The 18,035-nt window shown below is 42.2% G+C and carries 18 protein-coding genes and 1 tRNA gene; 11 read left to right on the plus strand and 8 right to left on the minus strand.

Annotated features, from left to right (window positions below; translation table 11 throughout):
* Nucleotides 1-8: 8 nt before the first annotated feature.
* Genes DBK98_RS02515 through DBK98_RS02525 form a run of 3 tightly spaced genes read left to right on the plus strand, consistent with a single transcriptional unit; the run spans nt 9 to nt 4,216 of the window.
* Nucleotides 9-1,391, plus strand: coding sequence for an aldo/keto reductase (locus DBK98_RS02515; protein ID WP_032536165.1), 1,383 nt, complete (start codon nt 9-11; stop codon nt 1,389-1,391).
* Nucleotides 1,391-3,688 (plus strand): TonB-dependent receptor domain-containing protein, encoded by a 2,298-nt coding sequence (locus DBK98_RS02520; protein WP_080714532.1) that lies wholly within the window; start codon nt 1,391-1,393, stop codon nt 3,686-3,688. The genes DBK98_RS02515 and DBK98_RS02520 overlap by 1 nt, the downstream gene beginning before the upstream one ends.
* Before the next feature lie 15 nt (nt 3,689-3,703).
* Complete coding sequence (locus DBK98_RS02525; RefSeq protein ID WP_005811556.1) at nt 3,704-4,216, plus strand: ECF transporter S component; 513 nt, start codon at nt 3,704-3,706, stop codon at nt 4,214-4,216.
* 87 nt (nt 4,217-4,303) lie between these two features.
* Here the strand turns inward: DBK98_RS02525 and DBK98_RS02530 are convergent, their stop codons facing one another.
* On the minus strand, nt 4,304-4,954 hold the full coding sequence (locus DBK98_RS02530; protein ID WP_005811559.1) for a DUF1349 domain-containing protein: 651 nt from the start codon (nt 4,952-4,954) through the stop codon (nt 4,304-4,306).
* A 23-nt stretch (nt 4,955-4,977) separates the two neighbouring features.
* Nucleotides 4,978-5,565, minus strand: a complete 588-nt coding sequence (locus DBK98_RS02535) for a sugar O-acetyltransferase (RefSeq protein WP_005811562.1) — start codon at nt 5,563-5,565, stop codon at nt 4,978-4,980.
* A gap of 8 nt (nt 5,566-5,573) precedes the next feature.
* Here DBK98_RS02535 and DBK98_RS02540 point away from each other — a divergent pair, with 8 nt between their 5' ends.
* Nucleotides 5,574-6,410: a response regulator transcription factor gene (locus DBK98_RS02540; RefSeq protein ID WP_005811564.1), complete on the plus strand. Its 837-nt coding sequence runs from the start codon at nt 5,574-5,576 to the stop codon at nt 6,408-6,410.
* A gap of 24 nt (nt 6,411-6,434) precedes the next feature.
* Here DBK98_RS02540 and DBK98_RS02545 read toward each other — a convergent pair whose 3' ends face one another.
* The gene (locus tag DBK98_RS02545; RefSeq protein WP_005811566.1) at nt 6,435-7,289 is read right to left on the minus strand and encodes a methylated-DNA--[protein]-cysteine S-methyltransferase; all 855 of its coding nucleotides are present in this window, start codon (nt 7,287-7,289) and stop codon (nt 6,435-6,437) included.
* 6 nt (nt 7,290-7,295) lie between these two features.
* On the minus strand, nt 7,296-7,817 hold the full coding sequence (locus tag DBK98_RS02550) for a methylated-DNA--[protein]-cysteine S-methyltransferase (RefSeq protein WP_032536164.1): 522 nt from the start codon (nt 7,815-7,817) through the stop codon (nt 7,296-7,298).
* Nucleotides 7,818-8,184: 367 nt separating this feature from the next.
* Between DBK98_RS02550 and DBK98_RS02555 the strand changes: the two genes are divergently transcribed.
* The 3 genes from DBK98_RS02555 to DBK98_RS02565 are packed head-to-tail and all read left to right on the plus strand — an operon-like array spanning nt 8,185 to nt 10,033.
* The gene (locus DBK98_RS02555; RefSeq protein WP_032536163.1) at nt 8,185-8,673 is read left to right on the plus strand and encodes a hypothetical protein; all 489 of its coding nucleotides are present in this window, start codon (nt 8,185-8,187) and stop codon (nt 8,671-8,673) included.
* A 39-nt stretch (nt 8,674-8,712) separates the two neighbouring features.
* Complete coding sequence (locus DBK98_RS02560) at nt 8,713-9,054, plus strand: transposase family protein (protein ID WP_033572485.1); 342 nt, start codon at nt 8,713-8,715, stop codon at nt 9,052-9,054.
* A 25-nt stretch (nt 9,055-9,079) separates the two neighbouring features.
* Complete coding sequence (locus DBK98_RS02565; protein WP_005811090.1) at nt 9,080-10,033, plus strand: transposase; 954 nt, start codon at nt 9,080-9,082, stop codon at nt 10,031-10,033.
* Between the two features lie 106 nt (nt 10,034-10,139).
* On the opposite strand, the gene DBK98_RS02570 is transcribed toward DBK98_RS02565, so the two are convergent.
* Nucleotides 10,140-10,223: transfer RNA gene (locus DBK98_RS02570), tRNA-Leu, on the minus strand.
* 156 nt (nt 10,224-10,379) lie between these two features.
* Here DBK98_RS02570 and DBK98_RS02575 point away from each other — a divergent pair.
* On the plus strand, nt 10,380-11,462 hold the full coding sequence (locus DBK98_RS02575) for a mannose-1-phosphate guanylyltransferase (protein WP_005811573.1): 1,083 nt from the start codon (nt 10,380-10,382) through the stop codon (nt 11,460-11,462).
* Between the two features lie 72 nt (nt 11,463-11,534).
* Here the strand turns inward: DBK98_RS02575 and DBK98_RS02580 are convergent, their stop codons facing one another.
* The 3 genes from DBK98_RS02580 to DBK98_RS02590 all read right to left on the minus strand — a co-directional run bounded on the left by DBK98_RS02580 (nt 11,535) and on the right by DBK98_RS02590 (nt 13,788).
* Nucleotides 11,535-11,939 (minus strand): HIT family protein, encoded by a 405-nt coding sequence (locus DBK98_RS02580; RefSeq protein WP_032530810.1) that lies wholly within the window; start codon nt 11,937-11,939, stop codon nt 11,535-11,537.
* A gap of 51 nt (nt 11,940-11,990) precedes the next feature.
* A complete protein-coding gene (greA, locus tag DBK98_RS02585) occupies nt 11,991-12,455 on the minus strand; it encodes a transcription elongation factor GreA (RefSeq protein ID WP_005782039.1) in 465 nt (154 codons plus the stop codon).
* A 181-nt stretch (nt 12,456-12,636) separates the two neighbouring features.
* Nucleotides 12,637-13,788, minus strand: a complete 1,152-nt coding sequence (locus DBK98_RS02590) for a thioredoxin-like domain-containing protein (protein ID WP_005782037.1) — start codon at nt 13,786-13,788, stop codon at nt 12,637-12,639.
* Nucleotides 13,789-13,984: 196 nt separating this feature from the next.
* On the opposite strand from DBK98_RS02590, the gene pnp reads away from it, so the two are divergent.
* From pnp to DBK98_RS02605, 3 genes are all read left to right on the plus strand, one after another.
* Nucleotides 13,985-16,111 carry a polyribonucleotide nucleotidyltransferase gene (gene pnp, locus DBK98_RS02595; RefSeq protein WP_005811578.1) on the plus strand — a complete coding sequence of 709 codons (2,127 nt, stop codon included), beginning with the start codon at nt 13,985-13,987 and terminating at the stop codon, nt 16,109-16,111.
* Nucleotides 16,112-16,274: 163 nt separating this feature from the next.
* A complete protein-coding gene (locus DBK98_RS02600) occupies nt 16,275-16,835 on the plus strand; it encodes an RNA polymerase sigma-70 factor (RefSeq protein ID WP_032530804.1) in 561 nt (186 codons plus the stop codon).
* Between the two features lie 100 nt (nt 16,836-16,935).
* Nucleotides 16,936-17,868 (plus strand): FecR family protein, encoded by a 933-nt coding sequence (locus tag DBK98_RS02605; protein WP_005811580.1) that lies wholly within the window; start codon nt 16,936-16,938, stop codon nt 17,866-17,868.
* Nucleotides 17,869-18,035 lie beyond the last annotated feature (167 nt).

Genomic DNA, 18,035 nt, shown 5'->3' on the forward strand with positions numbered 1-18,035 from the left:
AGAAACATATGGAAAAACAGAATAAGCATATAGACCGAAGAGGATTCCTCAAAATTGTGGGTATCAGCGCCGCTACAACAACTGCCGCTCTTTATGGTTGCGGCTCCGGAGATAAAGCCGGTCAGGGACGGAGTGCCTCTTCTCCTGTCCCCACAGATAAAATGACCTATCGCTCAGTAGGCGGAATCAAAGATAAAGTTTCTCTCCTGGGGTATGGCTGCATGCGCTGGCCTACAATCCCTTCACCGGAAGGGAAAGGAGACCTTATCAACCAGGAAGCCGTCAATGAACTGGTAGATTATGCTATCGCCCACGGAGTAAACTATTTCGATACATCGCCCGTATATGTACAGGGCTGGTCGGAAAAAGCAACAGGAATTGCCCTCAAAAGGCATCCGCGTGAAAAACTGTACATAGCAACCAAACTATCGAATTTTTCAAACTTCTCACGTGAAAACTCACTGGCTATGTATCACCAGTCGTTTGAGGATATGCAGGTAGAGTACTTTGATTATTATCTGCTGCACGCCATCGGTGGCGGCGGAATGAAAGTGTTCAACGAACGATATATCGATAACGGCATGCTTGACTTCCTTCTCAAAGAACGTGAAGCCGGGCGTATCCGGCACCTCGGCTGGTCATTTCATGGTGATGTCGAGGTTTTCGACCAGGTACTCGCCATGCATGATACGGTGAAATGGGATTTTGTACAAATTCAACTCAACTATATGGACTGGCGCCACGCTACAGGAAACAATGTCAATGCGGAATATCTTTACGGAGAACTGGCCAAACGAAACATTGCCGCTGTCATCATGGAACCACTGTTGGGCGGACGCCTGTCAAATGTCCCTGAACACATCGTGGGACGACTGAAACAGCGACGTCCTGAAGACAGCATAGCATCGTGGGCTTTCCGCTTTGCCGGTTCACCGGAACTGGTACTGACTGTATTGAGCGGTATGACCTACATGGAGCACTTGCAAGATAACATCCGTACTTATTCACCACTGGTTCCTCTGACCGATGACGACAAGGAATATCTGGAAGAGACTGCACAACTTATGATGCAATATCCTACCATCCCATGCAATGACTGCAAATATTGCATGCCCTGCCCATACGGCATCAATATTCCTGCCATCCTCGTTCATTACAACAAGTGCGTAAACGAAGGGAATATTCCGCAAAGCCGGACAAGCGAAAACTATAAAGAAGCACGGCGCGCTTTCCTGATAGGCTATGACCGCAGTGTACCCAAACTACGGCAAGCCAGCCATTGTATTGGCTGCAACCAATGCACCTCACATTGTCCGCAGTCTATCCGGATTCCGGACGAACTGCACCGTATCGATCATTTTGTAGAACAACTCAAACAGGAAACGCTATAATGGAAAAGATAATCGATCTACTCCACTCCGGAGGCTATTCCTGTGTGATCGGGAACGGAGCGGAAATACGCACCTTCACTCAACGGGGCGTAGCCGATTTATACGATCTGTTCCGGCAAGAACCCTCTTTCATGAAAGGAGCCTGCATTGCCGACAAGGTGATTGGGAAAGCTGCCGCAGGACTAATGGTTCTGGGAGGAATCCGGCGGGTATATGCAGATGTCATCAGCCAACCCGCACTTACACTCCTGCATGATGCCAATGTTGAGGTTACTTATATCCGATTGGTGCCTTTCATTGAGAATCGGGACAAAAGCGGATGGTGTCCGCTGGAAACAGCTTGCCATGAAATCAGTTCTTTAGAAGAAATATTCCGGATCATTGAGAATTTCCTCTCCAAAATGAGGATGAAGAAAAATCTGCTTGGCATCCTGTTTGCCTGTACTTTTCTAAGTACCTCTTTAGAGGCACAAGTCCGGAGAGACACGACCCACACGACACAGAATTACGAGATAGACGGGGTAGTAGTCACCGGCACACGAAATGAAACTGACATCCGCCATCTGCCTATGACTGTTTCAGTCCTGAACCACGAAACCATAGAGAAACGTTTAGAGCCTTCTTTACTCCCCATGTTGACAGAACAGATCCCGGGGTTATTCACAACCAGCCGTGGCATCATGGGGTATGGCGTGTCGAGCGGTGCGGCAGGTGGTATCAGCCTGCGTGGCATCGGAGGCAGCCCCACTACAGGATTATTAGTATTGATTGACGGACATCCACAGTACATGGGGCTAATGGGGCATCCTATTGCCGACGCTTATCAATCGATGCTGGCTGAAAAAGTGGAAGTAGTACGTGGCCCTGCATCCGTACTTTATGGTTCGAATGCAATGGGCGGAGTAATCAACATCGTGACCCGTCAGCAGCGGGAAAACGGAGTGAAAACGGGAGCCCGGCTGGGATATGGCTCATATAATACATGGACGACCGAAGTTACCAACCAAGTAAAAAAAGGACGTTTCAGCAGTGTTATCACCGGTTCTTACAACCGGACAGACGGACATCGCCCCGATATGGAGTTTGAGCAATACGGCGGATATACAAGGCTGGGCTATGAATTGAACCGCACATGGAACATATCCGCAGATCTGAACCTGACGCATTTCAATGCCTCTAATCCGAGAACAGTCAGCACTCCGGTTTTCGATAACGATTCACGCATTACACGTGGCATGACTTCATTTGCTTTGGAGAATAAGTATGAACATACATCGGGGGCACTCAAGTTTTTTTATAATTGGGGTAAACATCACATTAATGACGGATACGGTACAGGCGAAGAACCACTGGACTACCGTTTCAACTCTAAAGACCGGATGACGGGAATTTCCTGGTACCAGAGTACTTCTTTATTTACGGGTAACCGGCTGACTGTAGGATTAGACTATATGCGGTTTGGCGGTGAAGCATGGAATCGCTTCATTACAGACCGCCATAAAGAAAATATCTCGGATAAATCGGAAAATGAAATTGCGGGATACGTTGATTTCCGTCAGGCAATCGGTAGTCATCTGACAATAGACGCAGGGATCCGTGCAGATCATCACACTGTCTCCGGAACAGAATGGATACCACAAGTCGGCTTGTCGGTACAGTTGCCACACAACGCAAGCTTGAAAGCTATGGCCAGTAAAGGATTCCGCAACCCTACAATCCGCGAACTATATATGTTCCGCCCTGCCAATCCCGATTTATTGCCGGAACGGTTATGGAATTACGAATTGTCTTATTCTCAACGACTGTTCGATCAAACGTTTTATTATGGGGTTAACCTCTTTTATATCAATGGTGACAATATGATCCAGACTATCCGCACAGACGGACGTCCGCTGAACGTAAACACCGGTAAAATAGAGAACTGGGGAGCAGAAGCCAGTATAGCGTACCACATCCATCCTACATGGAACCTGACTGCTAACTACAGCTGGCTTCATATGGAACACCCTCTGGTTGCCGCACCGGAACATAAATTATATGCAGGAATTGATTACACAAAAGGCAAATGGAATTTCTCCACCGGAATACAATATGTGGCAGGACTTTATACTGTAGTGAGCCCTGAAGAAAAGAAAGAAAACTTTCTTCTATGGAATCTTCGAGGTAATTATCGTATCTGCTCCATCGCCGGCCTGTTTGTAAAAGGAGAGAATCTGCTGGCGCAACGTTATGAAATAAATGCCGGTTACCCTATGCCGAAAGCTACATTTATGGGAGGAATCAACATTAACTTTTAATTATCATATCATAATATGGAAACAACATCTATCAAGCTTTATTCATTAAATTACAACGATGCCAAAACATATCTGGCAGCGATGCTGTTTGTCGTGGGAAATATGGCATTGCCCCAACTTTTTCATCTCATCCCCCAAGGGGGTATCACCTGGTTACCGATCTATTTCTTTACTCTGATCGGAGCCTATAAATATGGGTGGAAAGTCGGATTGTTGGCAGCACTCTTTTCACCTGTCCTGAATTCATTGTTATTCGGTATGCCCCATCCGGCAGTTTTACCTGCTATCCTTTTAAAATCAGTGCTTCTGGCTGTAGCGGCCGGTTATGCCGCCCATCATTATAAGCGTATCTCCATTCCCATTCTGCTGGTTGTCGTGTTGGCCTACCAGGTGGCCGGTACTCTGGGTGAGTGGATCATGGTCAAAGATTTCCTCAGTGCCGCACAGGATTTCCGTATCGGCCTGCCGGGAATGGCTCTGCAAATATTCGGAGGATACCTGTTTATAAGCCGTTTGATTTATAAATAAACCTGGCTACAGCTACCCTGCCCATACTCCTAAAATGAAAAATGGAAGATACGGCTTTCCAAACCGTCCATCTTCCATTTTTCTGATTTATTCGGCATTCTTCTTCAACCATTCTACTCTGCGTTGGTCAGGCAGGTGCCTTACCTTGAAGTGCTCAAATCTCACTTCAAATCCATTTCCATCAGGACAAGCAGCCATCAGTCCCACCTTCACGGGTATATTATCCTGTAACCAGGCATTACGCATTAGTGTGTAAGTTTTGTCATCAAATGAATAGAAAATTTCTACCGCATCCAGTCGTCTGACAGCTTTTATCCAGATATAAGGCACGGTTTTATCCAAAGTTATCACGCTCCAGTCACTCGTTTTATGAGTAACGACTGTACTCAAATTAAACTTCCCGTCTACAAACTCAATACCTGCTTTAATATAGTTTTCATGGTCAATACGAAGCATCAGTCCGGCTTGGTCGAAGCGTACTTTATAGTCACCTGTCACTTTTACTTTCGCCTCAAACTCACCACCATAGGTAGCATAATAGAATGGTGCATCATCCACCGTAAAACCATAGTGAGAAATCCGCCAATAATCACTTTGCGGAGTGACAGACATCGATAGTACATTATCTTTTATCTCCCATTGGTCCGGTTCATTGAACCATTGCATTTTTCCCAGCGTCTGCGCAAATGTCACTTGCGCCATCAAGCCCATAAATAGGGCCAAACATACTTTTTTCATTTTACTTTTTAATTATGCTTATCTTATAATGTATATTTTACTTTATCTTTTTCCGTGATTTGCCTAATCACACGGCAAGGATTACCTGCTGCAATCACATTGCCCGGGATATCTCTATTCACCACACTCCCCGCACCTATCACTGTATTGTCACCGATTGTCACACCCGGCAGCACACAAACTTGTGCTCCTATCCAGACATTATTACCCACATGAATGGGACGGGCATACTCTAATCCCCGGTTTCTTTGTTCTGCATCCAGAGGATGCCCCGCAGTATAGAATCCACAAGAAGGAGCTATAAAAACATTATCACCGAACGTTACTTTCGCTTCATCCAGAATGACACAGTTTATATTGGCATAAAAATTCTCTCCTATCTCAATATTATAGCCATAATCGCAATAAAAGGGTTGTTCCAACAGAAAATGCTCTTTCGTCTTGTGAAACAATCGACGAATAATGGCTTCCCGTTCAGTTATTTGCGAAGGACGTAAACGATTCAGTTCATAACATAATTCTTTGCAGGCCTGCCGTTCGGCTATCAGCTCTGTATCATAATTAGCATCATACAGCCTGCCTGTTCCCATTTTTTCTTTTTCACTTTCCATCAACAACTATGTTTTATGATTATCTTTGCAAAGGTAAGAGCTTGTATCTAAGCCTGCAATGCTTATTAATAACCATTTCCCTTCCCGATATGGACATTGTTGACAAACTGAACAAAGAGTTTCTGGCACAGCCTTTCTGCAAAGATGAACAACTGCCTGAAGAACTAAAAGAGTATAAACAAATAGCATACAACTATGCACGGATAGAAAATGCAATTGCTGTGCTTAGCGATATGCATACCAACATCAGCTACATTTATTATGGGGGAACAGCCGAAACGTTGGGTATAGCCAAACGTGGAGAAAGCCGGAATTTTGAATCAATATGGGAAAAGGAAATCTTTAAACAGATTCATCCCGATGATCTGTCAGAAAAGTATGTACAGGAACTCCGCTTCTATCACTTCCTGAAACAGATTCCTGCGAAAAAGCGTGCAGATTATTTTCTTATGAGCAAACTCCGCATGCGTAATACTTCCGGAAAATATGTTCCTGTCCTGCACAGAATGTTTTATGTATCTACCCACTCAAGCAATAGCATGTGGCTGGCCCTGTGCCTTTACAATTTATCGACTGATCCTACCATGAATTGCATGGTCATCAACTCGGCAAACGGACAGGCCATAGAACTGGAAAAACAGGACTACAGCAGCCTTTTATCCGACAGGGAAAAGGTGATATTGAAGCTGATCGATACGGGGAAAACAAGTCAGGAGATTGCCCGGACCCTATTCATAAGTAAAAATACCGTCAGCCGACACCGGCAAAATATACTGGAGAAACTCCAGGTAAAGAATTCCATAGAAGCTTGCAGAATAGCGAAAGAGCTAAAACTACTTTCCTGACCGGGCTTTCAGAAGGGTGACAGATCACCGGTCCGGGAAATCCTTATGGGCAGCTTCCCAAGCAATAATAGCATTCTTGCGCATCTCTCCCCAATGATAATTTCCCGGTTCGCCGGTAGCCTTTATCACACGATGGCAAGGTATCAGAAAAGCAACCGGATTCTTCCCCACAGCAGTTCCGACAGCCCTACAAGCACCATTGTATCCGGATTTGGTCGCCAAATCGGCATAAGTCGCCAGCCCTCCTGCCGGAATCTTCAATAAAGTTTCCCATACTTTTAACTGGAATTCCGTTCCTTTCAAATGCAGTTTGATTTCTTCCAGCCTGTTCCAATCCCGATCAAAGACAGACAATGCATGTTGCTGCTTCGTGTCCGGTGATAGCACATATTTAGCGTTAGGAAATATACTTCGCAAATGATCAAAAGCTCTCCTCTCTCCTTCATCGACAAAGGCCATGTGACAAACACCTTTATCGGTAGATGCTGCTATTATTTTACCAAACGGTGTATCGGCAAACGAATAATTAATATTCAATGCCAGTCCGCCGTTTTTATATTCACCGGGAGTCATTCCCTCTATGTTTATAAACAAGTCATGAAGTCGCCCTGTTCCCGAAAGTCCAAGCTCGCAGGCTGTATCAAAAAGTGTCGCATGGGTTTCTTTCAATATCTTTTTTGCATACTCAATATTCAGATATTGCAAGAAACGCTTCGGAGTTGTTCCCGCCCACTCGCTAAACATCCTTTGGAAATGGAAGGGGCTCATATTGATATGTTCTGCGATCTCCTCCAATTTAGGCTGCGTACGATAGTTCTTTTTAATAAAGCGGATAGCATCTGCAATCCGATTATAATTCAGTTCCTGCTGTGACTTCATCTATATTCAAAAAAACACTTTGTCAGAAAGTTCAAGTTCAAGTAATATCTTCTTTGCAGGAATTCCACCACCATACCCTACTAATTTACGGTCACTGCCAATCACGCGATGACAAGGAACAAGTATTGAAATGGGATTCGCCCCATTGGCGGCAGCCACAGCGCGAATAGCTTTGGGATTGCCTAATTTCCGCGATAAATCGCCATAAGATAATGTCATCCCATACGGGATATTCAACAACTCTTTCCAAACAGTCTTCTGAAAATCGGTACCGACAAAGAACAACGGAATATCAAAAGCCGTTCTTTTCCTGCCAAAATATTCATCCAACTGAATTATTGTTCGTACAATTACTTCAGATGAACTCTTTTCATAATCGGCATGTAACAGTTTCTGCATTCTCCGGTCAATTAATGCCCGCCTTCCTTCCCTGTTCCAATCGCACATGCAAAGTTTTCCTTGGTAAGAGCCTAATATCAGCTCCCCGCATGGTGATTGGTAGTATTGTATCTGAATAACGTTTTTCATATTTCTCTCTTCGTTGGAAAATTAATAGCTTTTTGTTTCTTTGATTTATCTGTCATTATCCGAAGCACAAGGAACACAGACACATTCACTCTGTTCGAGTACGTAGCAAATGTACGAAGTTTCCAAATGAAAAATAATCCGAAACTTGCTAAAATCAGTTCCCGAATGAGTTATTTATATAATAAAACCAATTAGAGCGGAATTAATTGCACGAACGCTTCAACCGAACCATTAAAAGAACCTGTTTAATAATTCTTCACCGGCTCTTCATGGAATGTACAGAGGCTACAAATACTAAAAAGGGTGTTTAAAAACTAATTGTTTAATAGAATATAGCTCTTTCTAAAAAGATAAAGCAATAATAGAAATGCAAGAACGACATATTGACCGTAAACGCTATTTTAATGAACAAGCGCAAACCTGCAGAAACTATTACATTCCATATATAAAAAGCAAGATAGAATATCTCCCCGATAAAGTGTTGGAAGTAGGATGTGGCGAAGAACATCAACAGATTGCAAAAGGAAAAATTATCTCACATCTGCCTTTTATACATCTCCTTCCTCGTTTCTTGTGTAGATGGCTACTAAAACTATGCGGTGAAAAAGATGATACTATAAAAGAACTACTAAATATTAAACAGACAAAATGTAGCGTTGAAATATTCAGAAACATCGCAAAACAAGCCGGATATCAGATTATGAATGAACAACTATATCTTTTCAATCCTCACTATGAAGTCAAATTTGGCTTTCCGCCAAGAAAACTAAGCAAAGGAATCTCTATGATTCCATATGTAAGAGATTTCTTCAGCACAAGTTGTTTTATAGGATCAATGAATAACTCTGAGGGGTGAAATTATAAATTCTTATCTTTGCCTTCAAATTTATAGAAAATGGAGTTAAATGGTTATCGCCTTCTTCTTCCTGAAGGCACCTTGGATTACTTTGCTCTTGTTGATGTGAAGGAAAGCGTGAATGAGATTGTGATTTACCTTGAAGAGAAGAATCTGGTTCCTGAGCAGTATGCCGGTGAGGGCACTGAGAGCAAAGGCTTTTATGATCCAGTGGTTGTCCAGGACTTTCCCCTTCGTGGCAAGAAAGTGTATCTGAACATTCGCCGTCGTCGCTGGATATTAAAGAAGAGCAATGAGTATATCTGCCGTAACTGGCGCATGTTAGCTGAGGGTACTCGTATGACGCAGGATTTTGCGTTTTTTTTAAAAGAACTATATTGATAATTATCCGATCAGCTGCAAGTTATTGGGTACTTTATATGGCGTTGACGGGGATTTATTTGAACGTCAATACCGTAACCATTTAAGTGGCTACCTCCACTGGGAGCAGCTTGCCCACGCAGAGAACTGGCTTTTGTTTGAAAAGAACATTGGTGCCTACGTCTGCATTGATGAAGTGGCTCTCTCTCGTGGAGAACTCTATACTGTGTTGATTAATAAAGAGGCTCACGGTGGTAAAGGCAGTATTATCGCTATCATTAAAGGTACGGCTGTTTGTACAGTCACCTCTGTCCTGCTTAAACTTTCCCGTCGTCGTCGCTACCAGGTACGTGAGATAACATTGGATATGGCCCCCAATATGGCACAGATTGCCCGGACTTGCTTCCCTGCCGCCAAACGCGTTACAGATCGTTTCCATGTACAGAAATTAGCCTATGAAGCTGTTCAGGAGATGCGCGTGAAAGCTCGCTGGGAGGCTTTGGACGAAGAGTCCATACAGATTGCTTACGCAAAGGCCTGCGGAAAGATGTATCATGCGCCCGTTTTCGCTAATGGAGATACAAGAAAACAGTTGCTGGCAAGGAGTATTTATCTGCTTTACAAAAAAGAATCGCTATGGACTCAGTCACAAAGGATACGGGCCGAGATTCTATTTAAAGAATATCCCGATATAAAGAAGGGATATTATCTGGCCATGCGGTTAGGCTCAATCTATCATCAGTGTAAGTTTAAAGATATTGCTTTGACAAGGCTTGCAAGGTGGTATGATGAAGTAGACAAATCGGAGTTCCTCACCTTTGGAAGGGTAGCGCGCTCTATACAAACGCACTATCTGAATATAATAAACTTCTTTGAAAGAAGGGCTACCAATGCAGCAGCAGAATCATTTAATGCTAAAATCAAAGCGTTTAGGGCACAGTTCAGAGGAGTAAGAGATAAAGCATTTTTCTTGTACAGACTCGCCAAATTATATGCATAAAAAGAAAAGCCCTCAGATTTTTACATTGATCCGATTAAATGTTTCAGTAGAAAAATAGAAAACCCTTGTAAACTTTGTATTTACAAGGGTTTATCTTCATCTTTCGTACCCAGACCCGGGGTCGAACCGGGATGGAAGTGAATCCACTGGTGTTTGAGACCAGCGCGTCTACCGATTCCGCCATCTGGGCATTGGTTTCAAATGCGGTGCAAAGATACGGCTTTTTTTTGAACCTGCAAGAGTTTTATAAAAAAAAGGAGAAAAAAAGAATAAAACATCTCATAAACGCTTCGGTTTTCAGAGAATAAACTGTATTTTAGCAGAAACATTTAAAACAGTCAATATCATGACAAGTAAAGATAATTATTGCGTAATTATGGGCGGAGGTATCGGCAGTCGTTTCTGGCCGTTTAGCCGCAAGACAATGCCTAAACAGTTTCTGGATTTCTTTGGTACAGGTCGTTCGTTGCTGCAGCAAACCTTCGATCGATTCAATAAAATTATTCCTACGGAGAACATACTTATTGTGACAAATGCGATATATGCAGATTTGGTAAAAGAACAACTTCCGGAATTAGACCCCAAACAGATTCTGTTAGAGCCGGCAAGGAGAAATACAGCTCCTTGCATCGCATGGGCCTCTTACCATATACGCTCTTTAAATCCGAACGCCAATATCGTAGTTGCTCCTTCTGATCATCTGATTCTGAAAGAGGGAGAATTCTTAGCCGCCATAGAGAAAGGTCTGGACTTTGTTTCAAAATACGACAAGCTCCTCACCTTAGGGATAAAACCTAATCGCCCGGAAACAGGATACGGATATATTCAGATAGCAGAACAGGAAGGAGATAATTTCTACAAAGTAAAAACATTCACGGAAAAGCCCGAGTTGGAGCTTGCTAAAGTTTTTGTCGAGAGTGGAGAATTTTATTGGAACTCCGGACTTTTCATGTGGAACGTCAATACAATCATCAAAGCAGGAGAAGCTCTTCTTCCAGAATTAGCATCAAAACTGGCTCCGGGAAAAGATGTATACGGCACACCGGAAGAGAAAGCCTTCATCGAAGAAAACTTCCCGGCATGCCCAAATGTTTCAATAGACTTTGGCATCATGGAAAAAGCCGACAATGTATATGTTTCTTTAGGAGATTTCGGATGGTCGGACCTTGGAACATGGGGATCATTGTACGACTTATCGCCTAAAGATGAACAAGGAAATGTAACTCTGAAATGCGATTCTATGATCTATAACAGTAACGACAATATCGTTGTATTGCCAAAAGGCAAGCTTGCTGTAATAGAAGGATTAGAGGGATTTCTGGTTGCCGAGTCAGACAATGTATTGCTGATATGCAAAAAAGACGAAGAACATGCCATACGCAAGTATGTAAACGATGCACAAATGAAATTAGGAGAAGACTATATTTGATTTCTGCGTAAAACTAAAAAAAGGGACTGAACGCCAGGTTCAGTCCCTTTACTATATTATGAAGGAAGAATTTTATTGGGCTGCTTCGTAAGCAGAATTAATAGTCTTAGCAATAGCGACGAACTCTTCATCTGCCAGCTTCAGTTTCGGATTAGAAAAAAGCATATCCGATTCATTCTGAATAGGAATCAAATGAATATGAGCATGTGGAACCTCAAGTCCGATCACTGCTTCACCCACTTTTTTACAAGGAAAGGCTTTCTCAATAGCACGGGCTATTTTTTTGGCAAAGACATGCATTGCAGCCAGATCCTCATCACTCAAATCAAAGATATAATCAACTTCCTGTTTAGGCACAACCAAAGTATGTCCCTTCACCAACGGATTGATATCAAGGAAAGCAAAAAACTTTTCGTTTTCGGCTACCTTATAGCATGGAATTTCACCTGCTATGATTCTACTGAATATTGTTGCCATAATCCCATATATATAAAATAGGGCAAGCCCCAGCATGGACCTGCCCTCTTGTTAAAACGAAATGTTTACTACTTCAAGACTGATTTTACCTTGTGGAACCTGGATCTCAGCAACATCACCTACCTTCTTGCCGAGTAATCCCTGAGCAATCGGCGTGCTAACAGAAATCTTTCCTTCTTTCAGATTAGCCTCGCTTTCTGAAACGATGGTATAAGTCATCTTCATACCATTCTTGGTATTCTTCAGTTCTACTTTATTCAGAATCTGCACTGAATCTGTTTTCAGTTTCGATTCATCGATAATCTTAGCATCCGCTATTACAGCTTTGAGTTTGTTGATTCTCATCTCAAGCATACCCTGAGCCTCTTTTGCTGCATCGTATTCGGCATTCTCCGATAAGTCTCCTTTATCGCGTGCCTCAGCTATTGCCGCAGAGATTTTGGGACGTTCCACTGTTTCCAGTTCTTTAAGTTCCGCCATCAATTTCTTGTAACCTTCTTCTGACATATAAGCCATGATGTTTTCCTCCTTTTATTTTTTAACGGTCATATAAAACAAAAAAGAATTCCAACATGAGTCATGCTGGAACCCTCTTTTCAATTATTTCTTCGCAAAGATAACCTTTTAAACGATATGCGTCAAGCAAAAAGTAATGCTATGTAACATATTTAAACGAAAACTTCTAATTTATAACAACTTAAAGCATAGACTTGATAGTTCCTTCCAAGTCTTTTATCGTCTCTCCACGGGCTCTCAGTTCATTGTTACGATTGATAAGGAATAGAGCCGGCAGATTCTTTACGCCATATAAAGCTGCATTCGTTGAGTAAATTCCATTTTCATCGCGAACACATACCCAAGGCAAATTATCGGCTGAAGTTTTCCAGAAATGTTCATCAGCGTCCAATGAAACCTGATAAATTTCCAGCCCCTGGCCCGCATACTTATTATACAAGTCACGCAGCATCAGGTTATGTGGAGCCGAAACTGCACTTTGGTAGACCGTAAAGTCAAGAAGAACGACTTTACCCTTCAAATCAGTGAGTTTACGGATATTACCTTTCATATCTCTCAAAGCAATATCAATCACACCTGTTTCAGCAATCTTTTCTTCCGGTATCTCGATTGTCTTTTGCTGGGGGGTACGAGTATTCTTCATACCTTTTATAACTATATTATAGAGATTCTTCGAACGTACCGCATGCGGATAAGTATTGTTCAGACTTGTGGCTACGGCACCAAAACATTTAATATCGTCTTTATTGTTCAAAGGATCAAAAATCATATAATTATTTAGCTTCTGGAACAAAGCAAAATAAGCAGAAGCTGTATTGGGAGCAGCAAAAATATAATTGATTTTCACATCATCCTTATAATTCTTCAACAATACAGCCAGGCTGTCTTCAAACACATCGTTACCTAATTGATTGGCTTGCGCAGCTTTTACCAACGCATCCACATTCTTCTGTAAACGGATCTGTTTTAGAGTCAGTTCTTTAATTTTCGCAGAATTGTCCGAGCCTTCTACTGTATAAGCAGTCGAAAAGTCTGTATAAGGCGCTTTGATGCTGACAGTTTCTGTAGAGTCAACCGAGAAATTAATCACTTTATCTTCCACCCGTAAACGATAAAACTCAGGAGATTCAGGGCGTAATTGTTTAAAACTGAATGAACCGTCTCCTTTCAATTTTACAGAATCCAAAGGCACAATTCCTTCAAGTCCGGAAGCTTCCAGATAAAGCATTTTTCCATCTGCTCCCGAAACATCTCCTTTCACATTAAATTTAGGGTCAGAATTACAAGAACTTAAAGCAAGAGCCACAAGAGCTACTAACGTTACTTTTTTCATAATATGCGTGTTATTTTTCAAGCTGCAAATATACTTCTTTTCAAGATTAGTCAAAGCATTTTGCCATGTTCTTCACTCCAAAATTGAAAAAAATCAAATTCCCACTAACTTTTTATCTCATTTTCACGAGATTAGTGCAATAAATGTATATCTTTGCGGGAATTTTGAAAGAAAGATATTAGATAAAACAATTTTTATGATTAACCCAATTGTTAAGACGATCGAGTTGGGAGATGGCAGAACCATCACACTCGAAACGGGAAAGCTGGCAAAACAGGCAGATGGCTCTGTGATGCTTCGCATGGGTAACACCATGTTGTTAGCTACTGTTTGTGCCGCTAAAGATGCAGTTCCCGGAACAGATTTCATGCCGCTTCAGGTAGAGTACAAAGAAAAATTTGCAGCATTCGGCCGCTTCCCCGGTGGCTTTACAAAAAGAGAAGGAAGAGCATCTGATTATGAGATTCTTACCTGCCGCTTAGTAGACCGTGCTCTCCGTCCTTTATTCCCCGATAATTTCCACGCAGAAGTTTACGTAAACATTATCCTTTTCTCAGCAGACGGTGTTGATATGCCCGATGCATTGGCCGGACTTGCAGCTTCAGCAGCACTTGCTGTTTCAGATATTCCTTTCAACGGACCTATTTCGGAAGTACGTGTTGCGCGTATTGATGGCAAGTTCGTTATCAACCCGACTTTCGACCAGCTTGAAAAAGCTGATATGGACATCATGGTTGCCGCTACTTATGAAAACATCATGATGGTAGAAGGTGAAATGAGCGAAGTATCAGAAGCCGAATTGCTGGAAGCAATGAAAGTAGCTCACGAAGCTATCAAAGTACATTGCAAAGCACAGATGGAACTGACTGAAATGGTTGGTAAAACCGTAAAACGTGAATATTGTCACGAAGAAAACGACGAAGAACTCCGCAAAGCCGTTCACGATGCCTGCTACGATAAATCGTATGCCATCGCAGCTTCCGGAAACAGAAACAAACATGAACGTCAGGATGCTTTCGACGCTATCCGTGACGAATTCAAAGCTCAGTTCTCCGAAGAAGAGTTGGAAGAAAAAGGTGCACTGATTGATCGTTATTACCATGACGTAGAAAAAGAGGCCATGCGTCGTTGTATCCTTGATGAAGGAAAACGTTTGGATGGACGTAAGACTACTGAAATTCGCCCTATCTGGTGTGAAGTCGGCTACCTACCCGGACCTCACGGATCAGCCATCTTTACCCGTGGTGAGACTCAGTCATTGACTTCAGTCACTTTGGGTACCAAACTGGATGAAAAAATCATTGACGACGTTCTGGCTCACGGAAAAGAACGCTTCTTATTGCACTATAACTTCCCTCCTTTCTCAACAGGTGAAGCAAAAGCTCAACGTGGCGTAGGCCGTCGTGAAATTGGGCACGGTAATCTGGCACACAGAGCACTGAAGAGAATGATTCCGGAAGATTACCCATATGTAGTACGTGTTGTTTCAGATATCCTTGAATCAAACGGTTCTTCATCCATGGCTACTGTATGCGCCGGAACTCTGGCCCTGATGGATGCCGGTGTGAAGATTAAGAAACCGGTATCGGGCATCGCTATGGGATTGATTAAGAACGCCGGCGAAGAAAAATATGCAGTATTGTCTGACATCCTCGGTGATGAAGACCACCTGGGTGATATGGACTTCAAAGTAACAGGTACCAAAGACGGTATTACAGCTACCCAGATGGACATTAAAGTAGACGGTCTGTCTTATGAAATTCTGGAACGTGCTTTGAACCAGGCAAAAGAAGGACGTATGCATATTCTTGGTAAAATCCAGGAGACAATTGCCGAACCACGTACCGAACTGAAAGATCATGCTCCCCGTATCGAAACAATGACTATTCCTAAAGAATTTATCGGTGCTGTAATCGGCCCGGGTGGAAAAATCATTCAAGGTATGCAGGAAGAAACAGGTGCTACAATCACTATCGAGGAGATCGACAACGTGGGCCGCATCGAGATTTCCGGAACCAACAAGAAATCAATCGATGATGCAATCCGCCTGATCAAAGGTATTGTTGCCGTTCCCGAAATAGGTGAAGTATACAAAGGTAAGGTACGCTCAATCATGCCTTATGGTGCATTCGTTGAATTCCTTCCGGGAAAAGACGGTCTACTCCATATCTCAGAAATTGACTGGAAACGCCTTGAAACTGTAGAAGAAGCCGGCATCAAAGAAGGTGACGAGATCGAAGTGAAATTGATCGACATTGACCCGAAGACAGGTAAGTTCAAACTTTCAAGAAAAGTTTTGTTACCCCGTCCGGAAAAAAAATAAATAATTCCTGTCCTTACTGACAGATTGATAACCTGGCTATTATTTATAGCCAGGTTATTTTTTAACCGGCAATCAGCATAAAAGTCATTCTTTTATTTTGATATTCCAAAAAGTTTATGTTGCTTTGTCATAACAAAATCCAACGAACCTTTAAAATCTATTCATGTCAAGCAACAACAGTCTTCATACCATGGACCTATTCAGTCGGTTCTTCCAAGAAAACCAGGAGAGGTTTCTGTCGTTTGCTTACTCATATACCCGAAATAAAGCCGCAGCTGAAGACATCCTGATGGAAGCAATGATCAGCCTGTGGGAAAACCGTGAAAAATGGGAAAAAGATTCTAATCTCCACGCATTATTGCTCACTATCATCAAGAATAAATCTCTTAACTACCTTGAGCACGAACAGGTACGTATGCGGGCCGAAGAAGCCATCAACACACACAAACAGCGGGAACTCGACCTCCGCATTGCTACTTTGGAAGCTTGTGAACCCGAATCGATCTTCAACACCGAAATACAACGCATTGTATATAAAACACTTGAACAGCTACCGGAACAAAGCCGTCACATCTTTATATTAAGCCGCTATCACAATGCTCCCAATAAAAAGATAGCCGAACAACTCGGTATTTCCATCAAGAGTGTAGAGTTCCATATCACTAAAGCACTGAAATTATTGCGGCTTGAGCTCAAAGATTATCTTATTTCCCTACTTTTCTAAAAAAAACTTCATTTTCCTTTAGGGTTGTCCGGGAGTATCCTGTTATATATACAGAAAGAGGAAATAAGGCCTCCGACAATATATAAACTAAAAACATTTTATGGAAGAGGAACTACTATACAAGTATTTTAAAGGAACTGCCTCCGAAGAAGAAGAAAAACTAATTCTAAACTGGGTGGATGCATCTCCCGAAAACCGGAAAGCATTTCAAAAAGAACGGATGCTATATGACATCGCTCTGTTCACGGATGAAAAACAAATAAACCGGAGAGACAAAAAAAACCGGATTCTCCCGATGTTGAAGTGGAGTGCACGTGTTGCTGCCGTACTCATCGTAGCTGTCAGTTGTGGGTTCTTGTTTAAGAATTACCAATATGAAAAATCAGCTCACCGGCAAACCATAACTGTTCCAGCAGGACAACGTGCACAAATCACACTGGCAGATGGAACAAAAGTATGGTTGAACTCAAAGTCTACTTTGACTTATGCATCCAACTTCGGACGCCAGGAAAGAAACGTAGAGCTGGACGGAGAAGCTTATTTTGAAGTAGCCAAAAACAAAAAGATACCATTTTTTGTCAACACGGAAATAAACCGGGTAAAAGTGGTAGGAACCCATTTCAACGTCTGCGCCTACAAAGGCAGTAACGAATTTGAAACGACCTTGATTGAAGGTATTGTCGACATCTATCCGGTAGGAAGTGATCAAGTGATCACCCGACTGACCAAAGACGAGTTCTTCGGATCATACAACGGAAAGTACAAGAAAACTACTTTACCTTCGTACGATTATCTGAGATGGAAAGAAGGATTATACTGTTTTGATGATGCGCCGCTTAACAGCCTGCTCAACAAACTGGAAAAATATTATAATGTGAACATAAGCGTAAGAAATCTGAAAATACTGAACTACCGTTGTACAGGTAAGTTTAAAGAGCAGGATGGCATAGAGCATATTCTGAAAGTCATTCAGAAGGATCATAAGTTCACATACCGCATCAATGAAGAAAAAGACAGTATCATCATTGAATAGAAATAAGGAAAGAGCTCAATATAGACCTTAAATTAGTACGAACCATTAAAAACCAGATACGCATGAAAAAGTAGAAAAGAAAGTCCATTATTCTCAAAAAAGAGAATCGGAAAGTACCCCCATACTTTCCGATTCGAAACAGTCAAAAATCGACCTTAATCAATTTA

It is taken from the genome of Bacteroides sp. PHL 2737 (assembly GCF_004115325.2).
Lineage (GTDB): Bacteria > Bacteroidota > Bacteroidia > Bacteroidales > Bacteroidaceae > Bacteroides > Bacteroides hominis.